The sequence below is a fragment of the Litorivicinus lipolyticus genome, from assembly GCF_009650135.1.
Classification (GTDB): Bacteria; Pseudomonadota; Gammaproteobacteria; order Pseudomonadales; family Litorivicinaceae; genus Litorivicinus; species Litorivicinus lipolyticus.
In genome coordinates this window covers 976,727-996,428 of record NZ_CP045871.1, presented here as the reverse complement: position 1 = coordinate 996,428, position 19,702 = coordinate 976,727, and the positions used below count along the sequence as shown (strand labels likewise).

Here is a 19,702-nt window from a genome sequence, read left to right as displayed (position 1 = left end):
GCATCCTCTGCCATGAGCGAACCAACCCCAATGATGCGCCAGTATTTGGCGATCAAATCCGAATTCCCGAGCCTGCTGGTGTTTTACCGGATGGGCGACTTTTACGAGTTGTTCTTTGACGATGCCGCCAAGGCGGCGCGTATTTTGGACATCACCCTGACCGCCCGCGGGCACAGTGGAGGCCAGCCGATTCCGATGGCAGGCATCCCCCACCATGCGGCCGAGGGCTACCTGGCTAAATTGCTGGCGGCCGGCGAATCGGTCGCCCTGTGCGAACAGATCGGCGACCCCGCCACCAGTAAGGGCCCGGTCGAGCGCCGGGTCACTCGCGTCTTGACGCCCGGCACGTTGGCGGATGAAGCGCTGGTGCCGGCGGATCGCGTGGCCTGGCTGGCGTGCTGGGTCCAACAAGGCCGCGACTACGGTTTGGCCGCCATGGACGTCGCCGGTGGACGTTTTGAATGCTACCCGCAGCTAAGTTTGAACCAACTTCAGTCTCAGTTGGCACGTTTATCCCCGGCCGAAACACTGTGTGTCGACGGCGCCGTCGATCCGGATCTGGGCGAAGCGCTTGGGTTACCGGGCTGGCATTTCGAAGCCGCCAGCGCCGAGGCGGTGTTGTGCAAGCACTTTGCGGTTAAAGACTTGGGCGGCTTTGGCTTAGATGCGCCCTCGCCTGGGGTCTGTGCCGCCGGCGCACTGATGCAATATGCCTTGGATCGGTTGCGCGACGACGTCAAGCACGTTGGCAGCCTGACACGCATTCACTTGGATGCTTTTTTGCAACTGGACCCGAGCGCGCGGCGCGACTTGGAGCTGACCCAAAACCTGCGCGGTGGCCGCGACGGCACCTTGATGAGTGTGCTCAACAGCACCCAAAATCCGATGGGGCTGCGTCGCCTGTCCGGCTGGTTGCACCAGCCGCTGGCCATGGCGGAACCCGTCGCCGCCCGTCAAACGGCGATTTTGTGCCTGCAACAAGACACCGATTTGGACGGATTGCGCGACCAGCTCAAACAAACTGGCGATGTCGAACGCATCTTGGGCCGCGTCGCGTTGCAGTCCGCGCGCCCCAAAGACCTGGGGCGACTGGGCATGACGCTTATCCAGCTGCCCGGGCTGATCGAACACATCCGCGGGCGTGATGCGCTGCGTCGGATCGAAACCGAGTTGGGTGACTTTAGTGACCTGGCGGCCTTGTTGACGCGTGCCTTGAACAGCGAGCTGCCGCATCGCTTGTCGGACGGTGACGTCATCCGAGCCGGCTTTAATGACGAACTGGATGAGCTGCGCGGGCTGTCGAACGACGCCGGCGCGGCGCTCGCGGCGATTGAACTGCGTGAGCGCGAAGCGACCGGACTGAGCACCTTAAAAGTGGGCTACAACCGGGTTCACGGTTACTACATCGAGCTGTCCAAGTCCCAGTCCGATCGCGCCCCGGTGGAGTACGTACGCCGCCAGACCCTGAAAAACGCCGAGCGCTTCATCACCCCCGAGCTGAAAACCTTTGAAGACAAAGCGGTGTCGGCCAAGTCGCGCGCCCAGTCGTTAGAACGGGCCCTATTTGAAGGGCTGTTCGCGCCGCTATTAGAGCAGCTCGGAGCATTGCAGCTGTGTGCGCGCACGCTTGGTGAGTTGGATGCCTTGTGCTGCCTGGCCGAGCGCGGGCTGAGCCTGCGCTGGGTGTTGCCGCACTTGGTTGACGCCCCGGGCCTGGACATTCAAGGCGGGCGCCACCCCGTGGTCGAGGCCAGCGTCGGCGAGCGCTTTGTCGCCAACGACCTGCGCTTGATGACCGAACGCAGCTGCCAGGTCATTACCGGCCCGAACATGGGCGGTAAATCAACGTTTATGCGTCAGACTGCCTTGATCGTGTTGCTGGCCCACATCGGTGCCCCGGTGCCGGCGTCGCACGCACGCATTGGCCTGTGCGACCAGATCCTGACCCGCGTCGGCAGTGCCGACGACCTCGCCGGCGGGCGCTCGACCTTCATGGTCGAAATGACCGAGACCGCCAACATACTGAACAACGCGACCCCGCGCTCGTTGGTGTTAATGGACGAGGTAGGACGCGGCACCAGCACGTTTGATGGCTTATCGCTGGCCTGGTCGGCCTGCGAGGCGCTGGCCCAACGCGGCGCCTTGACGCTGTTTGCCACTCACTACTTTGAAATGACGGCACTGGCCGAGCAATTCGCCACGGTTGGCAACCTGCACCTAACTGCAGTCGAACACGGCGACGAAATCATCTTTATGCACCAGGTGGTCGAGGGGCCCGCCAGCCAATCGTACGGGCTGCAGGTGGCTAAGTTGGCCGGCGTTCCGCGTGCGGTGATTGAACGGGCCCGACGTAAACTGGTGTCGCTGGAGCAATCCAGCATCGATCAAAAGCCCGCGGGGCAACACCCGCAGACGGACCTGTTTGCGCCACCGGCGGCCGCGCTGCCGGACTGGGTCAACGAAGTCGCCGCGCTCGACGTCGATGAACTGACGCCACGCGCGGCATTGGAATACTTATATAGCCTGAAAGTCCGAGCAAACTCGTGACCGGACGGGCTTGAGTCATTAGACTACGGCCTGCGAAAATTTCTGAGGATAGCCGCATGACCTTTGTCGTCACCGAAAACTGCATCAAGTGTAAGTACACCGACTGCGTCGAAGTCTGCCCGGTGGATTGCTTTTACGAAGGCCCAAATTTTCTGGTGATTCACCCAGACGAATGCATCGACTGCGCCCTGTGTGAGCCTGAATGCCCCGCCGAGGCGATCTTGTCTGAGGATGAACTGCCGGCGGATCAAGAACAGTACATCCAGATCAACGCCGATTTGGCCGAGGTGTGGCCGAACATCGCCGAGCGCAAAGACGCCCCCGCCGACGCCGACGAATGGAACGGCAAACCGGGCAAGGGAAAATTACTGGCACGCTAAGCTCGCCACACACACAAAAGGGAAGCCCTAGGGCTTCCCTTTTTTTTATGCACAAGCCCCAGCCGCTAGCGCCCCATCCAGCCGCCATCAACCGTCAGCACTGTGCCCTGGACATAGTCCGATGCGCTCGACGCTAAAAATACCGCCGGGCCGGCAAAGTCATCCGGCACGCCCCAGCGGCCGACTGGAATGCGGTCCACAATCGACTGATATCGACCCGCGTCGTCCTGAAGCGCTTGGGTATTGTCGGTGGCCACATAACCGGGTGCTATCGCATTGACGCACACGCCTTTGCCGGCCCATTCGTTGGCCAGCGCTTTGGTCAACTGGCCGATGGCACCTTTGGATGCGGCATACCCAGGCACCGTGATGCCGCCTTGAAAGGTCAACAATGACGCGGTGAAGATGATTTTGCCCGTGCCGCGCTCCAGCATGCCTTTTGCGACCGCTTTGGTCAGTACAAACTGGGCCCGCAGATTGACTTCAATCACCTGATCAAACCAGTCGTCGGGATGTTCGATTGCGGGCGCCCGCATAATAGTGCCGGCATTATTGACCAAGATGTCGATCCGGCGCGCGCTGGCATTTAACTGCTGGATCAATTCGTCGACCGACGCGCGATCGCTAAAATCCGCGGCGTAGCCGTCAAAACGTCGCCCCATCGAAGTCACCGAACGGCCAACATCACTGTCGTGTGGGTCCAGCGTGGCACTAACGCCGATAATATCGGCTCCGGCACCGGCTAGGCCCTCGGCAATGCCGCGCCCAATGCCGCGCTTGACGCCGGTCACCAACGCCGTCTTGCCGGTTAGATCAAATAACCCGCTCATACGCGGGCCAAATCAATACATGGTAGTGGCACAGGCCGCTCCGTCATGGCAAAGACTGTCATCATAGACTAGGCCGCGCCGAAGGTGGGCTAAGCGTTGAACAACTGCTCGGGGTTAAGCCCGTGACGTTCCAGGGTCTGGCGCAGGCGCTTCAACCCATCGACTTGGATTTGACGCACGCGCTCGCGGGTCAGACCAATTTCGCGGCCGACGTCTTCGAGGGTTGACGGCTGGTGGCCACGCAGACCAAACCGGCGCGAGATGACTTCGCGTTGTTTTTCAGTCAGCTCGCCCAGCCAATGGTCCAAATTTTGAGTCAAATCGTCGTTTTGCAGAATCTCAGACGGGTCACCGTCATTCGGGTCGGCCACCGTGTCGACCACGGTGCGCTCGGTTTCACCACCCAACGGCGTGTCCATGGAGGTCACGCGTTCGTTCAAACGCAGCATCTTACGCACGTCATTGACGTCACATTCCAGCTCCGTGGCGATGTCATCGGGCGTCGGTTCGTGGTCCAGCGTTTGCGCCAGCTTGCGGGCGGTGCGCAGGTACACATTCAATTCTTTGACGACGTGGATCGGCAGGCGAATGGTGCGCGTCTGGTTCATCAGGCCGCGCTCAATGGATTGGCGAATCCACCAGGTCGCATAAGTTGAAAAACGGAAACCGCGTTCGGGATCAAACTTTTCGACCGCACGAATCAAGCCGAGGTTGCCCTCCTCCACCAGATCGAGCAGTGACAAACCGCGGTTGAGGTAACGGCGTGCAATTTTGACCACCAAGCGTAGGTTGCTCTCGATCATACGTCGACGCCCTGCGTCGTCGCCTTTTTGAGCTAAGCGCGCAAAGTGAACTTCTTCGGCCGGCGTCAACAGCGGCGAAAAACCAATTTCACTCAGGTACATCTGAGTCGCATCTAGCGAGCGATTATCTTCCTTCGGCTCGACCGCTGCCGACCCCGAATCAAGCACAGTATCGGCGACATCCACCATCAGGTCGTCGGTTACTAGCGTTTTTTTGGTTGCGGCTGCCGTTGCCATAATCGTCTGCTCCAAACTGCGCCGATGTGCGCATGATGTTGGTCGTCCTGCACCCGGAGACTCAAACTACCAACCCAGCGGCGAGCGGTTTGTGACTCAAGTCCTAATAGCCCGGAGTAAAAACGTCTGATTCTTGTCACATAGACTAGATATCGGCAGCTTTCCACTCGACTAAACGGATAATAATGAGATACAGGTCACAGACTTATGACCCAAGGTCCAAGCTAATGGTCCATCCTGCCCTATCGTACAGGTAGCACTTTGCTCGGATCGACAGGTTCACCGTTGCGGCGCAGCTCAAAATGCAATTTCGGCTGGTCCGTGCCGGTGCTGCCCAGTCGCGCGATGACATCGCCGGCACTAACGTTTTGATTAACCTGAACATCCAACCGATCATTGTGACCGTAGGCGCTTAGCCAGGTTTCATCGTGTCGAATTAAGACTAAATTTCCGAGCCCGACCAGGCCGTCACCGGCGTACACCACGCGCCCAGCCGCGGCCGCTTTAACCGGCTCACCGCGGTTGCCCGCAATGCGCAAGCTGCGACTAAAGCGCTGTTTAGTGCTGAATCGCTCAAGCACCGAGCCTGGCACCGGCCACTGCCAGGCCAAGGGGCCCGCGTTGACCGCCGCCGCACTGCGCGCCTTAGCCACGGTCACAGGCTTGGCTTGAACCGACGTCTTAGGCGCCGTCACCGCCACGCTTGAACTGACCGGGGATGGCGGCGGTGTCGCCTCAGCCAGCACCACCGAGCGTCCTGCGGTTAGCCCCGAGAATGGCGCGATACGATTGGCCGCAGCGAACCGTTCCGGGTCCAACTCGAAGCGAAAGGCAACCCCGTACAGGGTGTCACCCGGTTGGACCGTGTAGCGCGTGCCGAGCGGAATACCACCCTCGACCGAACCCGGTGTGCGCCGGGTCGTGACTTCAACCCGCTCGGACTGCGCCGAACGATCCGATAGCGGCGCTTGATAGCTACTGCAGCCCGCCAATAGCGACACCACGATTAGGTTTTTGACCAACGATCCAACCCCCATACGGCAACACACCCGAGTACCAAGCCCGCCAACGCCAACGCCGCATTAACAGCGCTCCACGGGGCGTGGTTAAACGGCCATAACTGAACACAACTGCCGACCATTAGGCCGATCAAACAGGCCATAACCTGTGGCTGATGGCGAGCCAGCAACCAACTCAGCACGCGCGCCATCCCCAACAGCCCGACCAGTGCGCCGCCGGCGAAAGGCACCACCACCGACATATTGGCCGCGTGCAACGCACTGAATACCGGCTGGTATAACCCCACCAATAGCAGCACGAAACTGCCGGACAAGCCCGGCAAGATCATTGCCGACAATGCCAAGGTACCGCCGACCACATAACCCAAGGTCGTTTGCGGCACGCTGATCTCCATCCAGCCCAGCCCAGACGCCAAACCAAGGCCCAGCGTCAGCCACACCCAGCAACTGAGGCTCCAGTGTGTCACGGCGCGTGCCAACACTGGCACCGCGGCCATCACTAAGCCCAAGAACGCCGCCCAGACCAAGGCTGGAAACGCGGCCAACCCGGCTAATACCAGCGTGCTTAGCCCGAATAAGCCAAACGCAATACCCACTAACAACGCCAGCGCAAAATTTCCGTCCAGCGCGCGCCATACCGCGCCAATGCCGTCGCGACGAAGCACGCCCCACAGCGATGGCCGTAGCGCACCGATGACGCCAAGCAAGCGCGGGTAAATACCCGCGATCAGTGCCACCGTGCCGCCACTGACGCCGGGCACCGCATCGGCCGCCCCCATGCACAGCCCGCGCAGGGCAATCGCCAACGGCGTCACCCGACTTTACCCGGCAAGCACGGCACGAAACTGGCCTCGTTGACGATCATTTGGTGGACCTCGCCGTCGTCGGTTTTATGAACTTCTAGCATCGCCTGTCCCGTGCTCTGCTCGATCGGCATCAACATGACACCCCCCGGCGCCAGCTGCTCCAGCCATGCCTCGGGGACTTGCGGGGCGCAGGCCGCCGCAATAATCACCTCAAAGGGGCCATGCTGAGCCCAACCATCAAAGCCATCACCGTGGCGCAAGCGGAAGTTACGCTGGCCCAAACCACGCAACCGCTGATCAACGCACTGGTGCAGTCCGGCGATACGTTCGACGCTGTAAACACGCAGGCACAGGTGCGTCAGCAGCGCCGTCTGGTAGCCAGACCCGGAACCAATTTCAAGAATGAAACGCGGTTTTGGGACCCGCGACAACGCGCGTTGCAGCTGAAATGCGACCACGCTCGGGCGCGACAGCGTCTGTTGAAAGCCGATCGGTAAGGTGACGTCTTCGTAGGCCCGAAACTGAAGCGCCGGCTCGATAAATTGGTGGCGTGGAACCTGCCAAAAGGCATTCAGCACGCGCTGATTGGTGATGCCCTGTTCCTGCAGCAAACCGACCAGGCGATGGCGCGCTTCGGTGTTGGCGTCGCGACTCAATCCCACAGCGAGGCCAATTCATCCATATCCGCATGCGCGGTCATGTCCGGTTGCACCGGCGTCAGCGAGACCCGATTACGGCGCAGCGCATTAAAGTCGGTACCGGGACCGGCATCCAGCGCTTCGCCGGCCAGGCTCAACCATAGCCGCTCTTTACCACGGGGATCGGCGACGCGAATCGGGTCGGCTCCCATGGTGCGATGGCCTAAACGGGTCACTTCCATGCCCTCGATATCCGCCAAGGGCACTCCCGGCACGTTCAGGTTCAAGACCCGCCCAGGGGCCAGGTTGGGCAAGTGACGGACCACTTCGCAGGCCCAATGGGCGGCCGTTTGATAGTGCCATTGATCGCGTTTTTCCAACGATACCGCCAGCGCCGGCATACCCAGAAAGCGGCCTTCCATGGCCGCCGCGACGGTGCCAGAATAAAGCACATCGTCGCCCAAGTTAGGCCCGGCATTGATGCCCGAAACGACAAAGTCCGGAGCGTGGTCTTTGAACAACCGCAACCCCAAATGCACGCAGTCTGTCGGCGTGCCGTCGCACTTGTAAAAACCGTTCTCTAACCGCTCCACCGACAATGGGCGGGTCAGGGTTAGGCTGTTGCTGGCACCGGAATGATCACGGTCCGGTGCCACCACCAACACCTCGGCAATCTGCGACAGGGCGTCGGCCAAAGCAGCCAACCCAGGTGCATGCACGCCGTCGTCGTTACTGATCAAAATGCGTGGCATGTCGGTCCTCTAAGTCAAACAATGCATCCAGCAAGGCGGTCATAAATGCGCCTGGCCCTAGGGTCGCCCGTATCCTAATACCTTCGGGGGTAATCTCAAGCGATGGGTCGAGCGGTCGCAGCCGTGATCGACGCCGAAACGGCGTCCAGCTATGTGCTTGTAATAACCTAATCACGTCGCTGCCTGCGCGGCTGAATTCAGCGATCCAGGCCGCTTGGCGATCCGCTTCAAGACCCGGCGTTGGGCCGAACAGCGGCAAGCAGGGGTCGGCCAGCCCGGCCTCAATGTGGTCACGATCGGCGTCCATTAACCAACCGTTACTGCGCGGTCGCAAACAAGGTTCACCGACAACCGGTTGCAGCCAAGTGCCGGCGCCGACACGCTGACTGAGCATGCGGTTAAACAGTGCGGCGCGCGCTGCCGACAACGCCATTTCGTCATCGATCCCAGCCTGGGCGCGCTCTAAGTTGTTGGCACCAAAACGCTGGCGGCCAAAATAGTTTGGCACCCCGTGGCTAACGATTTGGTCGTATCGGGCGCGGATCGCGGCGGGATCAGCGACGACGTCACGCAACAAGACGTTAAAGTGATTGCCCGCCAATACACCCCGGCGCAGCTGTTTGGCATGCCGGGTGACCTGTAATACTCGCCAGTGATGACGCTCAACCAAACGCGGCCGATCAATACCCGGGCGGTGTACGCTGAACCACTGCCGGGTCAGGGCGAACTTGTCCTTGCGCCCGGCATAGCCGACGCTGCGGCGGTTAACATGACAGGCCTCGGCTAACTCGACCGCCACCTCGTGCGAATTGGCGTCACGTTTTTCAACAAAGAAATACAGGTGTTCGCCGCGCCCACTGGGCTCGAATCCGAGTGACTCGGTAACCTCGAAATCGTCCGCACAACTTTTGTAGCCGGCACTGCCCAGCGCATCACCCAGCGCCCGCAACGGTCGCCGGGCCCAGCTCAGATCGATCTCAGCACCGTTCAAGCAACACCGACACCTGGACCGCGATGCCCTCTTTGCGCCCCGTAAACCCAAGCGTTTCCGTGGTCGTGGCTTTGATACTGACGGCGTTCGGCTCGACCTTGAGCAGTTCAGCGACGCGCGCTTGAATGGCGCCACGGTGCGGGCCTACTTTGGGCACCTGGGCGATCACACAGGTGTCGATATTGGCGACTTGATAGCCGTGCTCGGCGACCAGGTCGATCACGCGGCGCATCAAATCGCTGCTGTCGCAGCCGGCGTAAGCCGGGTCATCGTCTGGAAAGTGCGCGCCGATGTCACCCAGCGCCACCGCGCCCAACAGCGCATCCATGATCGCGTGCAGCAACACATCGCCATCGGAGTGGGCAACCACGGCATAGTCACAGGGAATGAACACCCCGCCCAGCGGCAACCCAGTCCCGGGAATCAATTGGTGAACGTCAAAACCTTGGCCTATGCGCATCGGTGCTCCGTCAAAACCCGGGCTGACGGGCCAGCGCGTCGGCCAGTGCCCAGTCCCCGGGGTGGGTGATTTTCAAATTATGACCGTCGCTGGTGACCGCATCACAGGCAACGCCGGCGGCTTGTAAATAAGCCACTTCGTCGGTTGCGCTGAGCGGCGCCGCCAATGCAGCCAGCAACGCATCCCGTGCCGCACCCTGGGGTGTCAGCACACGGTGGATACGATCCCGGTCCAATGTTCGGCCGTCATGGTCGCGCAGCGTGTCCGCCACCGGCGCCACCAAGTAGACGCCACGCCCTGGCTCAAATGCAGCTAACAGCGCATCGATATCGGCGTGACTGACAAACGGACGCGCCGCATCGTGGACCAGCACACAGGCATCGCCTGGCGCATCCAGCGCGCGACAAGCGTTAATCACACTGGCGGCGCGCGTGGCACCACCGACACAGGTTTGAATGCGCGGATCGGTAGGAAAATCGGGCGGCGGCGACTGGCATGGCGCCAACGCCACCACCACGCCGGCCAAGGCTGGGTGCCCCAAAAAACGCGACAGCGTCAAGGTCAACAAGCTGTGACCGGCGATGGTTTCGAATTGTTTTGGCCGATCACGACCACTGCGATGGCCGGCGCCGGCGGCCGCAATAACCAGATAGAACGGCGTCATTGAGCGGCGCCGGGGGCGATCCGAATATAAACTTCATCCGCCCGCTTAACACCCAAATGAACCCGGGCCGCTTCTTCAAGGCCCTGCTCGGTGTTGAGTGCCCGGACTTCGCGACGCAGCAGATTATTTTCCGCCTCAAGGGTGGCGATCTTGTCCGCTTGTTCAGCGACACGACCGCGCAGCTGGGCCTGTTCCAACAACCCTCCCTGCCCGAGCCACCACTTGTATTGCAGTAGCGCAAACAGGCCTAGCAGAATCAGCCAGACCCAATTACGCATTTACTGGCCTTTAATCTCGGAGCGACCACGGTAGGTCGCGCCACTGCCAAGCTGTTCGGCGATTCGCAGCAAACGGTTGTACTTGGCAACGCGGTCGCTGCGTGACGCCGAACCGGTCTTGATCTGGCCGGCGGACGTACCGACCGCTAGGTCAGCAATCGTGGTGTCTTCGGTCTCGCCGCTGCGGTGACTGATGACCACGGTGAAGCCCGCGTCCTTAGCCATGCCGATTGCGTCCAGTGTTTCGGACAGCGAACCGATCTGGTTGAACTTGATCAAGATCGAATTGCCGATACCCTGGTCGATGCCGCGTTTCAGGATTTTCGTGTTGGTCACGAACAAGTCATCACCCACCAACTGTGTGGTCGCGCCCAACTTATCGGTCAACAGTTTCCAGCTGTCCCAGTCGCTCTCGTCCATGCCGTCTTCGATCGAGACGATCGGGAAGCGTTCGGTCAGCCCCGCCAGGTAATCGGTAAAACCGGCACCGTCAAAGACCTGACCTTCACCGGCCAGATCATACTGGCCGTTTTTGTAGAATTCACTGGCTGCGCAATCCAGCGCCAAGGTGACGTTCGTGCCCAACTCGTAGCCGGCGTCGGCAATCGCCTGCGAAATCACTTCCAGCGCCTGTTCGTTCGATTTCAGGTCCGGTGCAAAACCGCCCTCGTCACCGACCGCTGTGTTCAAGCCCAACCCATTCAAGACTTTCTTCAGGGCATGGAAGATCTCAACGCCACAGCGCAAGGCCTCGGGGAAGTTATCAAAGCCGACCGGTTGAACCATGAACTCTTGGATGTCGACGTTGTTATCGGCGTGCTCGCCGCCGTTGATGATGTTCATCATCGGGACCGGCATCGAGTACTGGCCGCTGGTGCCATTCAAGTCCGCAATGTGTGCGTACAGTTCGATGCCTTTGCTGACCGCGGCGGCTTTGGCGACCGCCAAGGACACCGCCAAAATGGCATTGGCGCCCAATGTTTCTTTGTTTTCTGTTCCGTCCAAGTCGATCATGACCTGATCAACGCCGCGCTGATCCAGCGCATCCAAACCGACAACCGCACCACGAATCGCGCCGTTAATGGCGTCAACCGCTTTTAGCGTGCCCTTGCCCAGATATCGCAACTTGTCGCCGTCACGCAGCTCCAACGCTTCACGCGAACCGGTAGAGGCGCCACTGGGGGCCGCGGCGGTGCCAAAGCTACCGTCCGCCAATGTCACGTCCGCTTCTACGGTGGGGTTGCCACGTGAGTCTAAAATTTCACGGGCGACGATCGAGGCGATTTTGCTCATTTCGGTTCCTTAAATGGGGTTATTTAATGTCTAGGGTCGGGAGTGATTTGGCCAATTGGTCAAACGCCAGCATCTGGCTTAAAAAGCCTTCCAATTGATCCAACGGCAGCGCACAGGGGCCGTCGCACTTCGCATTGTCCGGGTCCGGGTGGCTTTCTAAGAACAATCCGGCGATACCTTGGCTCATGCCGGCGCGACCCAGCTCCAACACCTGCTGGCGGCGGCCATCGGCGCTATCGCTGCGTGCACCCGGGCGCTGTAAGGCATGGGTGACGTCAAAAATAACCGGCACGTCCATGGCCTTCATTTCACCGAATGCCAGGGTGTCGACGACCAGGTTGTTGTACCCAAACATGCTGCCACGTTCGCATAACATCAGCTGGTCGTTGCCGGCTTCGCGGCACTTATTCAGAATATGCGCCATTTCATGGGCGGCCAAAAACTGGGCCTTCTTGATGTTGATCACCGCACCGGTCTTGGCCATGGCCTCGACCAGGTCGGTTTGGCGCGACAAAAATGCCGGCAACTGAATCACATCAGCAACCTCGGCGACCGGGGCACACTGCGCCGGTTCGTGGACATCGGTGATGATCGGAACGCCAAAGCCCTCTTTGATTCGCGCGAGGATTTCCAACCCCTTGTCCAGGCCCGGACCGCGATAACTGTTCAAGCTTGAACGATTGGCTTTGTCAAAGCTGGCTTTGAATACCCAAGGAATACCGAGTTTTTCAGTCACATCCTGGTAGCTAGCGGCCACTTCCATGGCCAAGCTTTCGGATTCCAACACGTTCATGCCGCCAAACAGCACAAAGGGTAATTCGTTCGAGCACTGGATGTCTTGGATGCTAACGGTATTCATGCGCGCGCCTTTTGAAAGTCCATCGCCGCACGCACGAAGGCTGCGAACAAGGGGTGACCGTGACGGGGATTCGAGGTGAATTCCGGGTGGAACTGAACGCCAACAAACCAGGGATGATCGGGGACTTCAATGACCTCGACCAGGTTACCGTCGATCGAGGTACCGGCAACGATCAGGCCTGCATCGACCAACTGTTGACGGAAACCATTATTAAATTCCCAGCGGTGACGGTGGCGTTCACGAATGACCGCATCCCCGTAGGCGGCGGCGACATGCGTGCCGTCGATCAGCGCGCAGTCCTGACCGCCCAGGCGCATGGTGCCACCCAGGTCGCTGTCGGCATCACGCACTTCAACTTCGCCGGCGTCGTTGGTCCACTCGGTAATCAAGGCGATGACCGGATGGGTCGAATCCTGGGTGAACTCGGTGGAATTGGCGTCGGCCATTTCAGCGACATGGCGCGCGTATTCAATCACCGCCACCTGCATACCCAGGCAAATGCCCAGATACGGAATTTTATTTTCGCGGGCGTAACGGACGGTCGCGATTTTGCCTTCTACGCCACGCTCGCCAAAGCCGCCGGGCACCAAGATCGCGTCCACATCAGCCAGCAGCTCGGTGCCTTTACGCTCGATGTCTTCGGAGTCGATGTAACGAAGTTTGACCTTGGCGCGGTTGTGAATACCGGCGTGGGTCATGGCTTCAATCAAGCTTTTGTAAGCTTCGAGTAAATCCATGTACTTGCCGACCATGGCGATGGTCACGGTGCGCTGGGGGTTTAGGTGCGCATCAACGACCCGAATCCAAGGTGACAAGTCGGCATCCGTGGCGTCCAATTCAAGGCGCTCGACGACGAACTTGTCCAGTCCGGCCTGGTGCAAAATGCCCGGTATCCGGTAGATGCTGTCGGCGTCTTGTAGGCTAATCACCGCACGCTCTTCAACGTTGGTAAACAGCGAGATCTTGCGTCGGCTGCTGGCATCAACCTCATGGTCGCTACGGCAGATAAGTACATCCGGCTGAAGGCCGATCGAACGCAGTTCTTTGACCGAGTGCTGGGTCGGCTTGGTTTTAGTTTCGCCGGCGGTGGCAATGTAAGGCACCAGCGTCAGGTGCATCAGCAAGGCGCGTTTGGAGCCCATCTCTTGGCGTAGCTGGCGGACACTTTCCAAGAACGGCAGTGACTCGATGTCACCCACCGTGCCGCCAACTTCAACAATCGCCACGTCAAAGCCTTCGCCGCCTTCCAAGACTTTGTCTTTCATGGCGTCGGTAATGTGCGGGATGACCTGTACGGTCGCACCGAGGTAGTCGCCACGACGTTCTTTGCGCAGCACTTCCTGGTAGATGCGTCCGGTCGTGAAGTTGTTCGACTGGCGCGCCTGCATGGTCACGAAACGTTCGTAGTGACCCAAGTCCAAATCGGTCTCGGCGCCGTCGTCGGTGACAAACACCTCGCCGTGTTGAAACGGGCTCATAGTGCCGGGGTCGACGTTAATGTAGGGGTCTAGCTTCAGAATCGTAACCGACAGGCCGCGGGCTTCCAGCAGAGCGCCCAGCGAGGCCGCTGCGATGCCCTTACCAAGTGATGAAACCACACCGCCAGTTACAAAAATATATCGGGTCACGCCGCCCCTCCTGGGAAATTAAAATAGACCATCCACGCCCGGTCTGGAGCGTTCGAATTTGGTCTATTGGACGGGCGGATAGGTTAGTCGTTTAGTCGTAGTTCTTCCAGCGAAATATGACCGACGGGGCGGATTATTGGACGCCATCCACAGATCCGTCCCGCAGCGTCCTGACACAGCCCGGCGCGCTCCCAGGGTGGAATACCTAGGGCGTGCAGGCGAGCACCCTGGCCTGGTTCGAGCGTGCGCCAACCCGCCTTCAGTGGCGGCCAGTCAACCGCCGCTGGCAGCAACCACAGCTGGCCGGCGTAGGCCCGAATACGCCAGCGCCGCCCGAGCGCGGCCCATTCAATCATCGGCTGACGATCCGGCGCCGGCGGAAGTTGCAGCAATAGTGAATCAATTTGCCTGCGTGGCGGCCCCGGGAGCTGTCCTTCACGCCAACACCAAGCCGCAATCGTCGCCGCACTGGCGATTCCGACTGCTAACTGCGGGCCGGCCGGTAAGGCGGCGCCCATCAACCGGTCAAGCCGCTCCACCAGTCGACCGACACGCTCCGTTTGGCGCACCAATTCCGGCGCCAGCTTTGGCAGCAAGTCTTGGCGTACCTGAACACGGCGATAGGTTCGATCGTAGTTGGCAGGGTCGTCGATGGCGTCGGCGTCGACGCGGGGTTTGGGTTGATCTAGCAGTGGCCGCCACAGCATCCCAAGGCCGAGTGCGCGCTGGGACGGCATACCGCGCGGTGGACGCCGTTGCAGCGCACGCATCAATCGCGTTTCAAGCTGATCTCCGCGGTGGTGACCGACCAGCAATCGATCTCCCGGTTTTAGTAGCGTCTGCATCAACGCATAGCGCCCCACGCGCGCGGCCGCCTCGGTCTTAGGTGTTGTCGAATCTAGTTTGAGTAGTTGCGCGTGAATGCCGAGCCGATCGGCCTGTGCCTGGCAGGCGTCGGCCCAGGCACCGGCCTGGGCATGCCAGCCATGATTAACATGCACCAGCGCTACGTCCGAGTGGCGGGCCAGCGCCCACTGCAACAGCGCGTGTGAATCCGGGCCACCGGAAAAGGCGACCCACCATCGACCCTGGTTAGGCGATGGCACCGTAGCGCATCAGACGAGTGTAACGGTCCGACAGCAGGGTCTCGCTGTCCAGAGCCTGAAGGCGGTCAAGCTGGACCAACAGACTGGCTTTCAGCTTGGCCATCAATTCGCCAGGCGCACGGTGCGCGCCGCCCAGCGGCTCCGCCAAAATTTCGTCCACCAAACCCAGTTCATGCAGGCGCTTGGCAGTAATGCCCATGGCCTGGGCGGCATCGCTGGCGCGTTCGGCGGTCTTCCACAAAATCGACGCACAGCCTTCCGGGCTGATCACCGAATAGGTCGAATATTGCAGCATCGTCAGGTGATCACACACGCCAATCGCCAGCGCCCCACCGGACCCGCCCTCGCCGGTGACGGTGGCCAGTACCGGCACCTTTAAACGCGACATCATGGCGATGCTAGATGCGATCGCCTCGGATTGACCGCGCTCTTCGGCGCCAATACCGGGGTAGGCACCGGGTGTATCGATAAAGGTTAGCACCGGCAGTTTGAAGCGTTCGGCCATACGCATCAGGCGCTGGGCCTTGCGATAGCCTTCCGGACGCGGCATGCCAAAGTTACGGTAAACCTTTTGTTTGACGTCGCGGCCTTTCTGGTGACCCAGCACCATCACCGGACGGCCATCCAAGCGGCCAATACCGCCGACCAATGCGGGGTCGTCGGCATAGGCACGATCCCCGTGCAATTCGTCGAAATCATCAAACAACCCGTCAATGTAATCCAGCGTATAGGGGCGACTGGGGTGACGCGCCATCTGCGCAATCTGCCACGGCGTCAGCTCGGAAAAGATCCGACCGACCAAGGCGTCGCGCTTGCCGGTCAAGGTCTGCACCTCGTCGGCCACATTGAGGTCACTTTGTGCCCCTACGTTTGAGAGCTCATCAATTTTTGCCTGTAGCTCGGCAATCGGCTGCTCAAAATCTAAAAACTCGGGGTTCACGCGTATCGCTCCTCTTTGCGCAGTCGCACCGCCGTGTCGCCAAACACCTCGGTTAACTGCAGCATTAATTCATCGGTGGGGTGGACGTCCCAGCCATGGCCTAACTTAACCACCCCATCGGCCTCACGGCCGCTAATTCTAAATTGTACCGGACATCCGCCGCCACGTTGAGGGGCCAAGATGTCGTGCAGGCGTTTTTTCATCGTGGCCGGCACCTGGTCGACCGCAAATCGGATCTCCAGGGCGTCGGCAAAGGCCATACGAGCCTGGGTTAGGGTCCACAGCCGGTCGACCTGCATTTTGTTGGTTTGGTTGCGCTCATCCAAGCTAACCTTGCCCTCGACCACCACAATCTGGTCCGTAACCAAGGCGTCTTTGTACTGCTCGAAGGTGTCACCCGCCAGCACCAATTCAAAGCGCGCACTGCGATCGTCGAGTGTCACAATGGCCAACGGCCGGTTCGAGCGATCCCGCAAAGTCCGAATCGCAATAATCAATCCGGCGGTGCGCGGTCGCCCTTCCCGGCTAGGCCGCAGGCGGCCAATTTCCGTGATCGAAAACTCGCGAATCTCGCCACGATGCGCTTCGATCGGGTGTCCCGTCAGGTACAGCCCAAGGGTGTGCTTTTCCGCCGCCAAGCGCTCGCGTTCATTCCACACCCGAGCCTTGCGCACGTCGACGTAGGCATCGCCGCCGGTGCTTGGGTCCGGGGCGCTGTCCATGCCCAAACCGAACAGGTCTTGCATGCCCGCCGCCTCGGATTTACGCGCCTGGTTAGCCGCGCCCATGGCGGATTCCAGCGCCCCCATCAACAGGTGACGTGGCTCGTTGAGGCCATCGAACGCGCCGGCTTTGATTAACGACTCGATCGCGCGCTTGTTAATGCGGGTGCCATCAACACGGCGACAGAAATCAAACAAGTCCGAGAACGGGCCGTCCGCGCGGGCATCCAGCAACGCCGAAATCGGGCCTTCGCCCAATCCACGCAGCGCACCCAGCCCGTAGACCACGGCGCCGTCATCGTTGACGGTAAACTTAAGCGCGCCCTGATTGACGTCCGGCGGGTTGACCGCCAGGCCCATCCGCCGCGCCTCTTCAATCAGCGGCACCACCTTGTCGACGTCGCCCATGTCAGCCGACATGACCGCCGCCATAAAGGCCGCTGGGTAATGGGTTTTGAGCCATGCGGTTTGGTACGACACCAACGCGTAGGCGGCCGAGTGCGACTTGTTAAAGCCATAGCCGGCGAACTTTTCCATCAAATCAAAGATCGAACCCGCCAACTGCGGGTCCACATCGCGCTCGCCCGAGCCTTGCATGAACATGACGCGTTGCTTTTGCATTTCCTCGGGCTTTTTCTTGCCCATGGCGCGGCGCAACAAATCCGCACTGCCCAGGCTGTACTGAGCCAGCACCTGGGCAATCTGCATGACCTGTTCTTGGTACAGGATGACCCCGTTGGTGTCCTTGAGGATCGGCTCCAAGTCCGGGTGCGGGAACACGACCGGCTCGCGGCCGTGCTTACGGTTGATATAGTCGTCGACCATGCCCGATTCCAGCGGGCCGGGACGGTACAGCGCCACCAAGGCGATGATGTCGGCAAAGGTTGAGGGTTGCAGGCGGCGGATCAAATCTTTCATGCCGCGGCTTTCAAGCTGGAACACAGCGGTGGTTTCCGCGCCCTGCAACAACTTAAAGGTCCGTCGGTCGTCCAGCGGAATGCTCTCGATATCGGGCACGTCGGCACCGGAGTCGCGAATCAAGTCCAGCGCCCAATCGATAATGGTCAGGGTGCGCAGGCCCAAAAAGTCAAATTTGACCAACCCTGCGGATTCGACGTCGTCTTTGTCGAACTGAGTGACCGGACTGTCTTCACCCTCGGGCTGGTAGACCGGCACGAAATCGGTCAGCTTGGACGGTGCAATAACAACGCCGCCGGCGTGTTTACCGACCCCACGGATGGTGCCTTCAAGCTGGCGCGACATGGCCATGACCTCGGCCGCGTCCTCGTCCATGCTCATCAATTCGTTGAGGCCTGGCTCTTGCTCCAGCGCTTTTTCCAGCGTCATACCGACTTCGAACGGAATCAATTTCGACAGCTTATCGCCGACCGCATAGGCCTTGCCTTGGGCACGGGCGACGTCGCGCACGACGGCCTTAGCCGCCATCGAGCCGTAGGTAATGATTTGCGAGACCGCGTTACGCCCGTAGCGCTGGGCCACGTAATCAATGACCCGGTCGCGCCCGACCATGCAAAAGTCGACGTCAAAGTCGGGCATCGATACCCGTTCGGGATTCAGGAATCGCTCGAACAACAAATCATATTCGATCGGATCCAAATCCGTGATGCGCAGCGCCCAGGCCACCGCGCTGCCGGCACCGGACCCACGTCCGGGGCCGACCGGCACGCCATTGCTTTTGGCCCAGTTGATAAAATCCATGACGATCAAGAAGTAGCCGGGAAAACCCATCTGCAAGATCACGTCGACCTCGAAGTCCAAGCGATTGCGATAGGTCTTTTCGAGCGCCGCCGATTCGGTCGGGTCGGCTGGCAGTATCTTGGCTAGCCGGTCGCCCAGGCCGTCGTGGGACAGTTCGCGAAAGTACTGATCGATGGTCTTGCCGTCCGGCACCGGGTAATCGGGCAGGAAGTAGGTGCCCAATTTGGGCTGGAACCCACAGCGTTTGGCGATCGCCAGGGTATTTTCAATCGCGTCCGGCACGTCGGCAAACAGCGCGCACATCTCGTCGGCGGATTTGAGGTACTGCTGATCGGTAAATTGACGCTCCCGGCGCGGGTCATCCAAGGTAAAGCTGGAGGCAATGCAGACCCGCGTCTCGTGGGCCTCAAAGTCGCCTTGATTGAAAAAGCGCACGTCGTTGGTCGCCACCAATGGCAAGCCTAGCTGGTCGGCCAAGGCCACGGTCTGGTGCAATACGGTCTCTTCGTGGCTGCGACCGCAACGGGAGATTTCCAAGTAAAAGCGGTTTGGAAACAGCGCCGTCAGTTGGCTGGCGGCGCCGGCCGCCTCATCCGCATCGCCCTTCATCAGGGCCATGCCGACGCTGCCCTTGATGCCGCCGGACAGCGCAATCAGGCCGTCGGTGCCGGCCGCCAACAAGTCCGTGGGCAACAATACCTTGCCGTTTTTCTGGTGCTGCAAGAATCCCGCTGTCAGCCACTCGGACAGGCGCAAGTAGCCGGCCTGACTTTGCACCAGCAAAGTCAAGGCGCTGGCGGTTTCGTGACTATCACCCCACAACACGTCGGCGCCCATGATCGGTTGAATACCCGCACCGACACAGCCGTTGTAGAACTTGACCATGGCAAACAAGTTAGCGTTGTCCGTCAGCGCAACCGCCGGCATGCCGCGGTCTTTGATCTGGCCTGGCAGCTTTTTAACGCGGCACAATCCGTCGCTTAAGGAGTAATCGGAATGGACACGAAGGTGAACAAAACTCATGCGTTGC

The 19,702-nt window shown here is 60.2% G+C and carries 18 protein-coding genes; 2 read left to right on the top strand and 16 right to left on the bottom strand.

Annotation, left to right across the window (positions count from 1 at the left end; translation table 11 throughout):
* Nucleotides 1-12 precede the first annotated feature (12 nt).
* Both mutS and fdxA read left to right on the top strand, forming a co-directional pair.
* Complete coding sequence (mutS, locus tag GH975_RS05105; RefSeq protein WP_153713493.1) at nt 13-2,547, top strand: DNA mismatch repair protein MutS; 2,535 nt, start codon at nt 13-15, stop codon at nt 2,545-2,547.
* A gap of 56 nt (nt 2,548-2,603) precedes the next feature.
* Nucleotides 2,604-2,927, top strand: a complete 324-nt coding sequence (gene fdxA / locus GH975_RS05100) for a ferredoxin FdxA (RefSeq protein WP_153713492.1) — start codon at nt 2,604-2,606, stop codon at nt 2,925-2,927.
* 65 nt (nt 2,928-2,992) lie between these two features.
* On the opposite strand, the gene GH975_RS05095 is transcribed toward fdxA, so the two are convergent.
* From GH975_RS05095 to dnaE, 16 genes are all read right to left on the bottom strand, one after another.
* On the bottom strand, nt 2,993-3,757 hold the full coding sequence (locus GH975_RS05095) for an SDR family oxidoreductase (protein WP_153713491.1): 765 nt from the start codon (nt 3,755-3,757) through the stop codon (nt 2,993-2,995).
* A gap of 89 nt (nt 3,758-3,846) precedes the next feature.
* Complete coding sequence (gene rpoS, locus GH975_RS05090) at nt 3,847-4,797, bottom strand: RNA polymerase sigma factor RpoS (RefSeq protein ID WP_153713490.1); 951 nt, start codon at nt 4,795-4,797, stop codon at nt 3,847-3,849.
* A gap of 242 nt (nt 4,798-5,039) precedes the next feature.
* Nucleotides 5,040-5,819: a peptidoglycan DD-metalloendopeptidase family protein gene (locus tag GH975_RS05085; protein WP_170272548.1), complete on the bottom strand. Its 780-nt coding sequence runs from the start codon at nt 5,817-5,819 to the stop codon at nt 5,040-5,042.
* Nucleotides 5,804-6,622 (bottom strand): DUF368 domain-containing protein, encoded by an 819-nt coding sequence (locus GH975_RS05080; RefSeq protein ID WP_170272547.1) that lies wholly within the window; start codon nt 6,620-6,622, stop codon nt 5,804-5,806. Before GH975_RS05080 ends, GH975_RS05085 begins: the two co-directional genes overlap by 16 nt.
* Nucleotides 6,623-6,627: 5 nt before the next feature.
* Nucleotides 6,628-7,284: a protein-L-isoaspartate(D-aspartate) O-methyltransferase gene (locus GH975_RS05075; protein ID WP_211365842.1), complete on the bottom strand. Its 657-nt coding sequence runs from the start codon at nt 7,282-7,284 to the stop codon at nt 6,628-6,630.
* Nucleotides 7,275-8,012: a 5'/3'-nucleotidase SurE gene (gene surE, locus GH975_RS05070; protein ID WP_153713487.1), complete on the bottom strand. Its 738-nt coding sequence runs from the start codon at nt 8,010-8,012 to the stop codon at nt 7,275-7,277. The genes GH975_RS05075 and surE overlap by 10 nt, the downstream gene beginning before the upstream one ends.
* Nucleotides 7,990-9,003, bottom strand: coding sequence for a tRNA pseudouridine(13) synthase TruD (gene truD, locus GH975_RS05065; protein ID WP_170272546.1), 1,014 nt, complete (start codon nt 9,001-9,003; stop codon nt 7,990-7,992). Before truD ends, surE begins: the two co-directional genes overlap by 23 nt.
* Nucleotides 8,990-9,463, bottom strand: coding sequence for a 2-C-methyl-D-erythritol 2,4-cyclodiphosphate synthase (ispF, locus tag GH975_RS05060; protein ID WP_153713485.1), 474 nt, complete (start codon nt 9,461-9,463; stop codon nt 8,990-8,992). Before ispF ends, truD begins: the two co-directional genes overlap by 14 nt.
* 10 nt (nt 9,464-9,473) lie before the next feature.
* Nucleotides 9,474-10,127 carry an IspD/TarI family cytidylyltransferase gene (locus tag GH975_RS05055; RefSeq protein ID WP_153713484.1) on the bottom strand — a complete coding sequence of 218 codons (654 nt, stop codon included), beginning with the start codon at nt 10,125-10,127 and terminating at the stop codon, nt 9,474-9,476.
* Complete coding sequence (locus GH975_RS05050; RefSeq protein ID WP_153713483.1) at nt 10,124-10,405, bottom strand: FtsB family cell division protein; 282 nt, start codon at nt 10,403-10,405, stop codon at nt 10,124-10,126. Before GH975_RS05050 ends, GH975_RS05055 begins: the two co-directional genes overlap by 4 nt.
* Complete coding sequence (gene eno / locus GH975_RS05045; RefSeq protein WP_153713482.1) at nt 10,406-11,698, bottom strand: phosphopyruvate hydratase; 1,293 nt, start codon at nt 11,696-11,698, stop codon at nt 10,406-10,408. It lies immediately after the preceding gene.
* 19 nt (nt 11,699-11,717) lie between these two features.
* Nucleotides 11,718-12,557 carry a 3-deoxy-8-phosphooctulonate synthase gene (kdsA, locus tag GH975_RS05040; protein ID WP_153713481.1) on the bottom strand — a complete coding sequence of 280 codons (840 nt, stop codon included), beginning with the start codon at nt 12,555-12,557 and terminating at the stop codon, nt 11,718-11,720.
* The gene (locus GH975_RS05035) at nt 12,554-14,185 is read right to left on the bottom strand and encodes a CTP synthase (protein WP_153713480.1); all 1,632 of its coding nucleotides are present in this window, start codon (nt 14,183-14,185) and stop codon (nt 12,554-12,556) included. The genes kdsA and GH975_RS05035 overlap by 4 nt, the downstream gene beginning before the upstream one ends.
* 83 nt (nt 14,186-14,268) lie before the next feature.
* Nucleotides 14,269-15,291 carry a tRNA lysidine(34) synthetase TilS gene (tilS, locus tag GH975_RS05030; RefSeq protein ID WP_153713479.1) on the bottom strand — a complete coding sequence of 341 codons (1,023 nt, stop codon included), beginning with the start codon at nt 15,289-15,291 and terminating at the stop codon, nt 14,269-14,271.
* Nucleotides 15,278-16,231 carry an acetyl-CoA carboxylase carboxyltransferase subunit alpha gene (locus GH975_RS05025; RefSeq protein WP_153713478.1) on the bottom strand — a complete coding sequence of 318 codons (954 nt, stop codon included), beginning with the start codon at nt 16,229-16,231 and terminating at the stop codon, nt 15,278-15,280. Before GH975_RS05025 ends, tilS begins: the two co-directional genes overlap by 14 nt.
* Nucleotides 16,228-19,695 (bottom strand): DNA polymerase III subunit alpha, encoded by a 3,468-nt coding sequence (gene dnaE, locus GH975_RS05020; protein ID WP_153713477.1) that lies wholly within the window; start codon nt 19,693-19,695, stop codon nt 16,228-16,230. Before dnaE ends, GH975_RS05025 begins: the two co-directional genes overlap by 4 nt.
* Nucleotides 19,696-19,702 lie beyond the last annotated feature (7 nt).

What these genes read in the sequence shown, in the direction of transcription:
- fdxA (WP_153713492.1), top strand. Translation starts at nt 2,604, where the DNA reads ATGACCTTTGTCGTCACCGAAAACTGCATCAAGTGTAAGTACACCGAC.
- GH975_RS05050 (WP_153713483.1), bottom strand. Translation starts at nt 10,405, where the DNA reads ATGCGTAATTGGGTCTGGCTGATTCTGCTAGGCCTGTTTGCGCTACTG.
- GH975_RS05095 (WP_153713491.1), bottom strand. Translation starts at nt 3,757, where the DNA reads ATGAGCGGGTTATTTGATCTAACCGGCAAGACGGCGTTGGTGACCGGC.
- GH975_RS05055 (WP_153713484.1), bottom strand. Translation starts at nt 10,127, where the DNA reads ATGACGCCGTTCTATCTGGTTATTGCGGCCGCCGGCGCCGGCCATCGC.
- surE (WP_153713487.1), bottom strand. Translation starts at nt 8,012, where the DNA reads ATGCCACGCATTTTGATCAGTAACGACGACGGCGTGCATGCACCTGGG.
- ispF (WP_153713485.1), bottom strand. Translation starts at nt 9,463, where the DNA reads ATGCGCATAGGCCAAGGTTTTGACGTTCACCAATTGATTCCCGGGACT.
- rpoS (WP_153713490.1), bottom strand. Translation starts at nt 4,797, where the DNA reads ATGGCAACGGCAGCCGCAACCAAAAAAACGCTAGTAACCGACGACCTG.
- eno (WP_153713482.1), bottom strand. Translation starts at nt 11,698, where the DNA reads ATGAGCAAAATCGCCTCGATCGTCGCCCGTGAAATTTTAGACTCACGT.
- mutS (WP_153713493.1), top strand. Translation starts at nt 13, where the DNA reads ATGAGCGAACCAACCCCAATGATGCGCCAGTATTTGGCGATCAAATCC.
- kdsA (WP_153713481.1), bottom strand. Translation starts at nt 12,557, where the DNA reads ATGAATACCGTTAGCATCCAAGACATCCAGTGCTCGAACGAATTACCC.
- dnaE (WP_153713477.1), bottom strand. Translation starts at nt 19,695, where the DNA reads ATGAGTTTTGTTCACCTTCGTGTCCATTCCGATTACTCCTTAAGCGAC.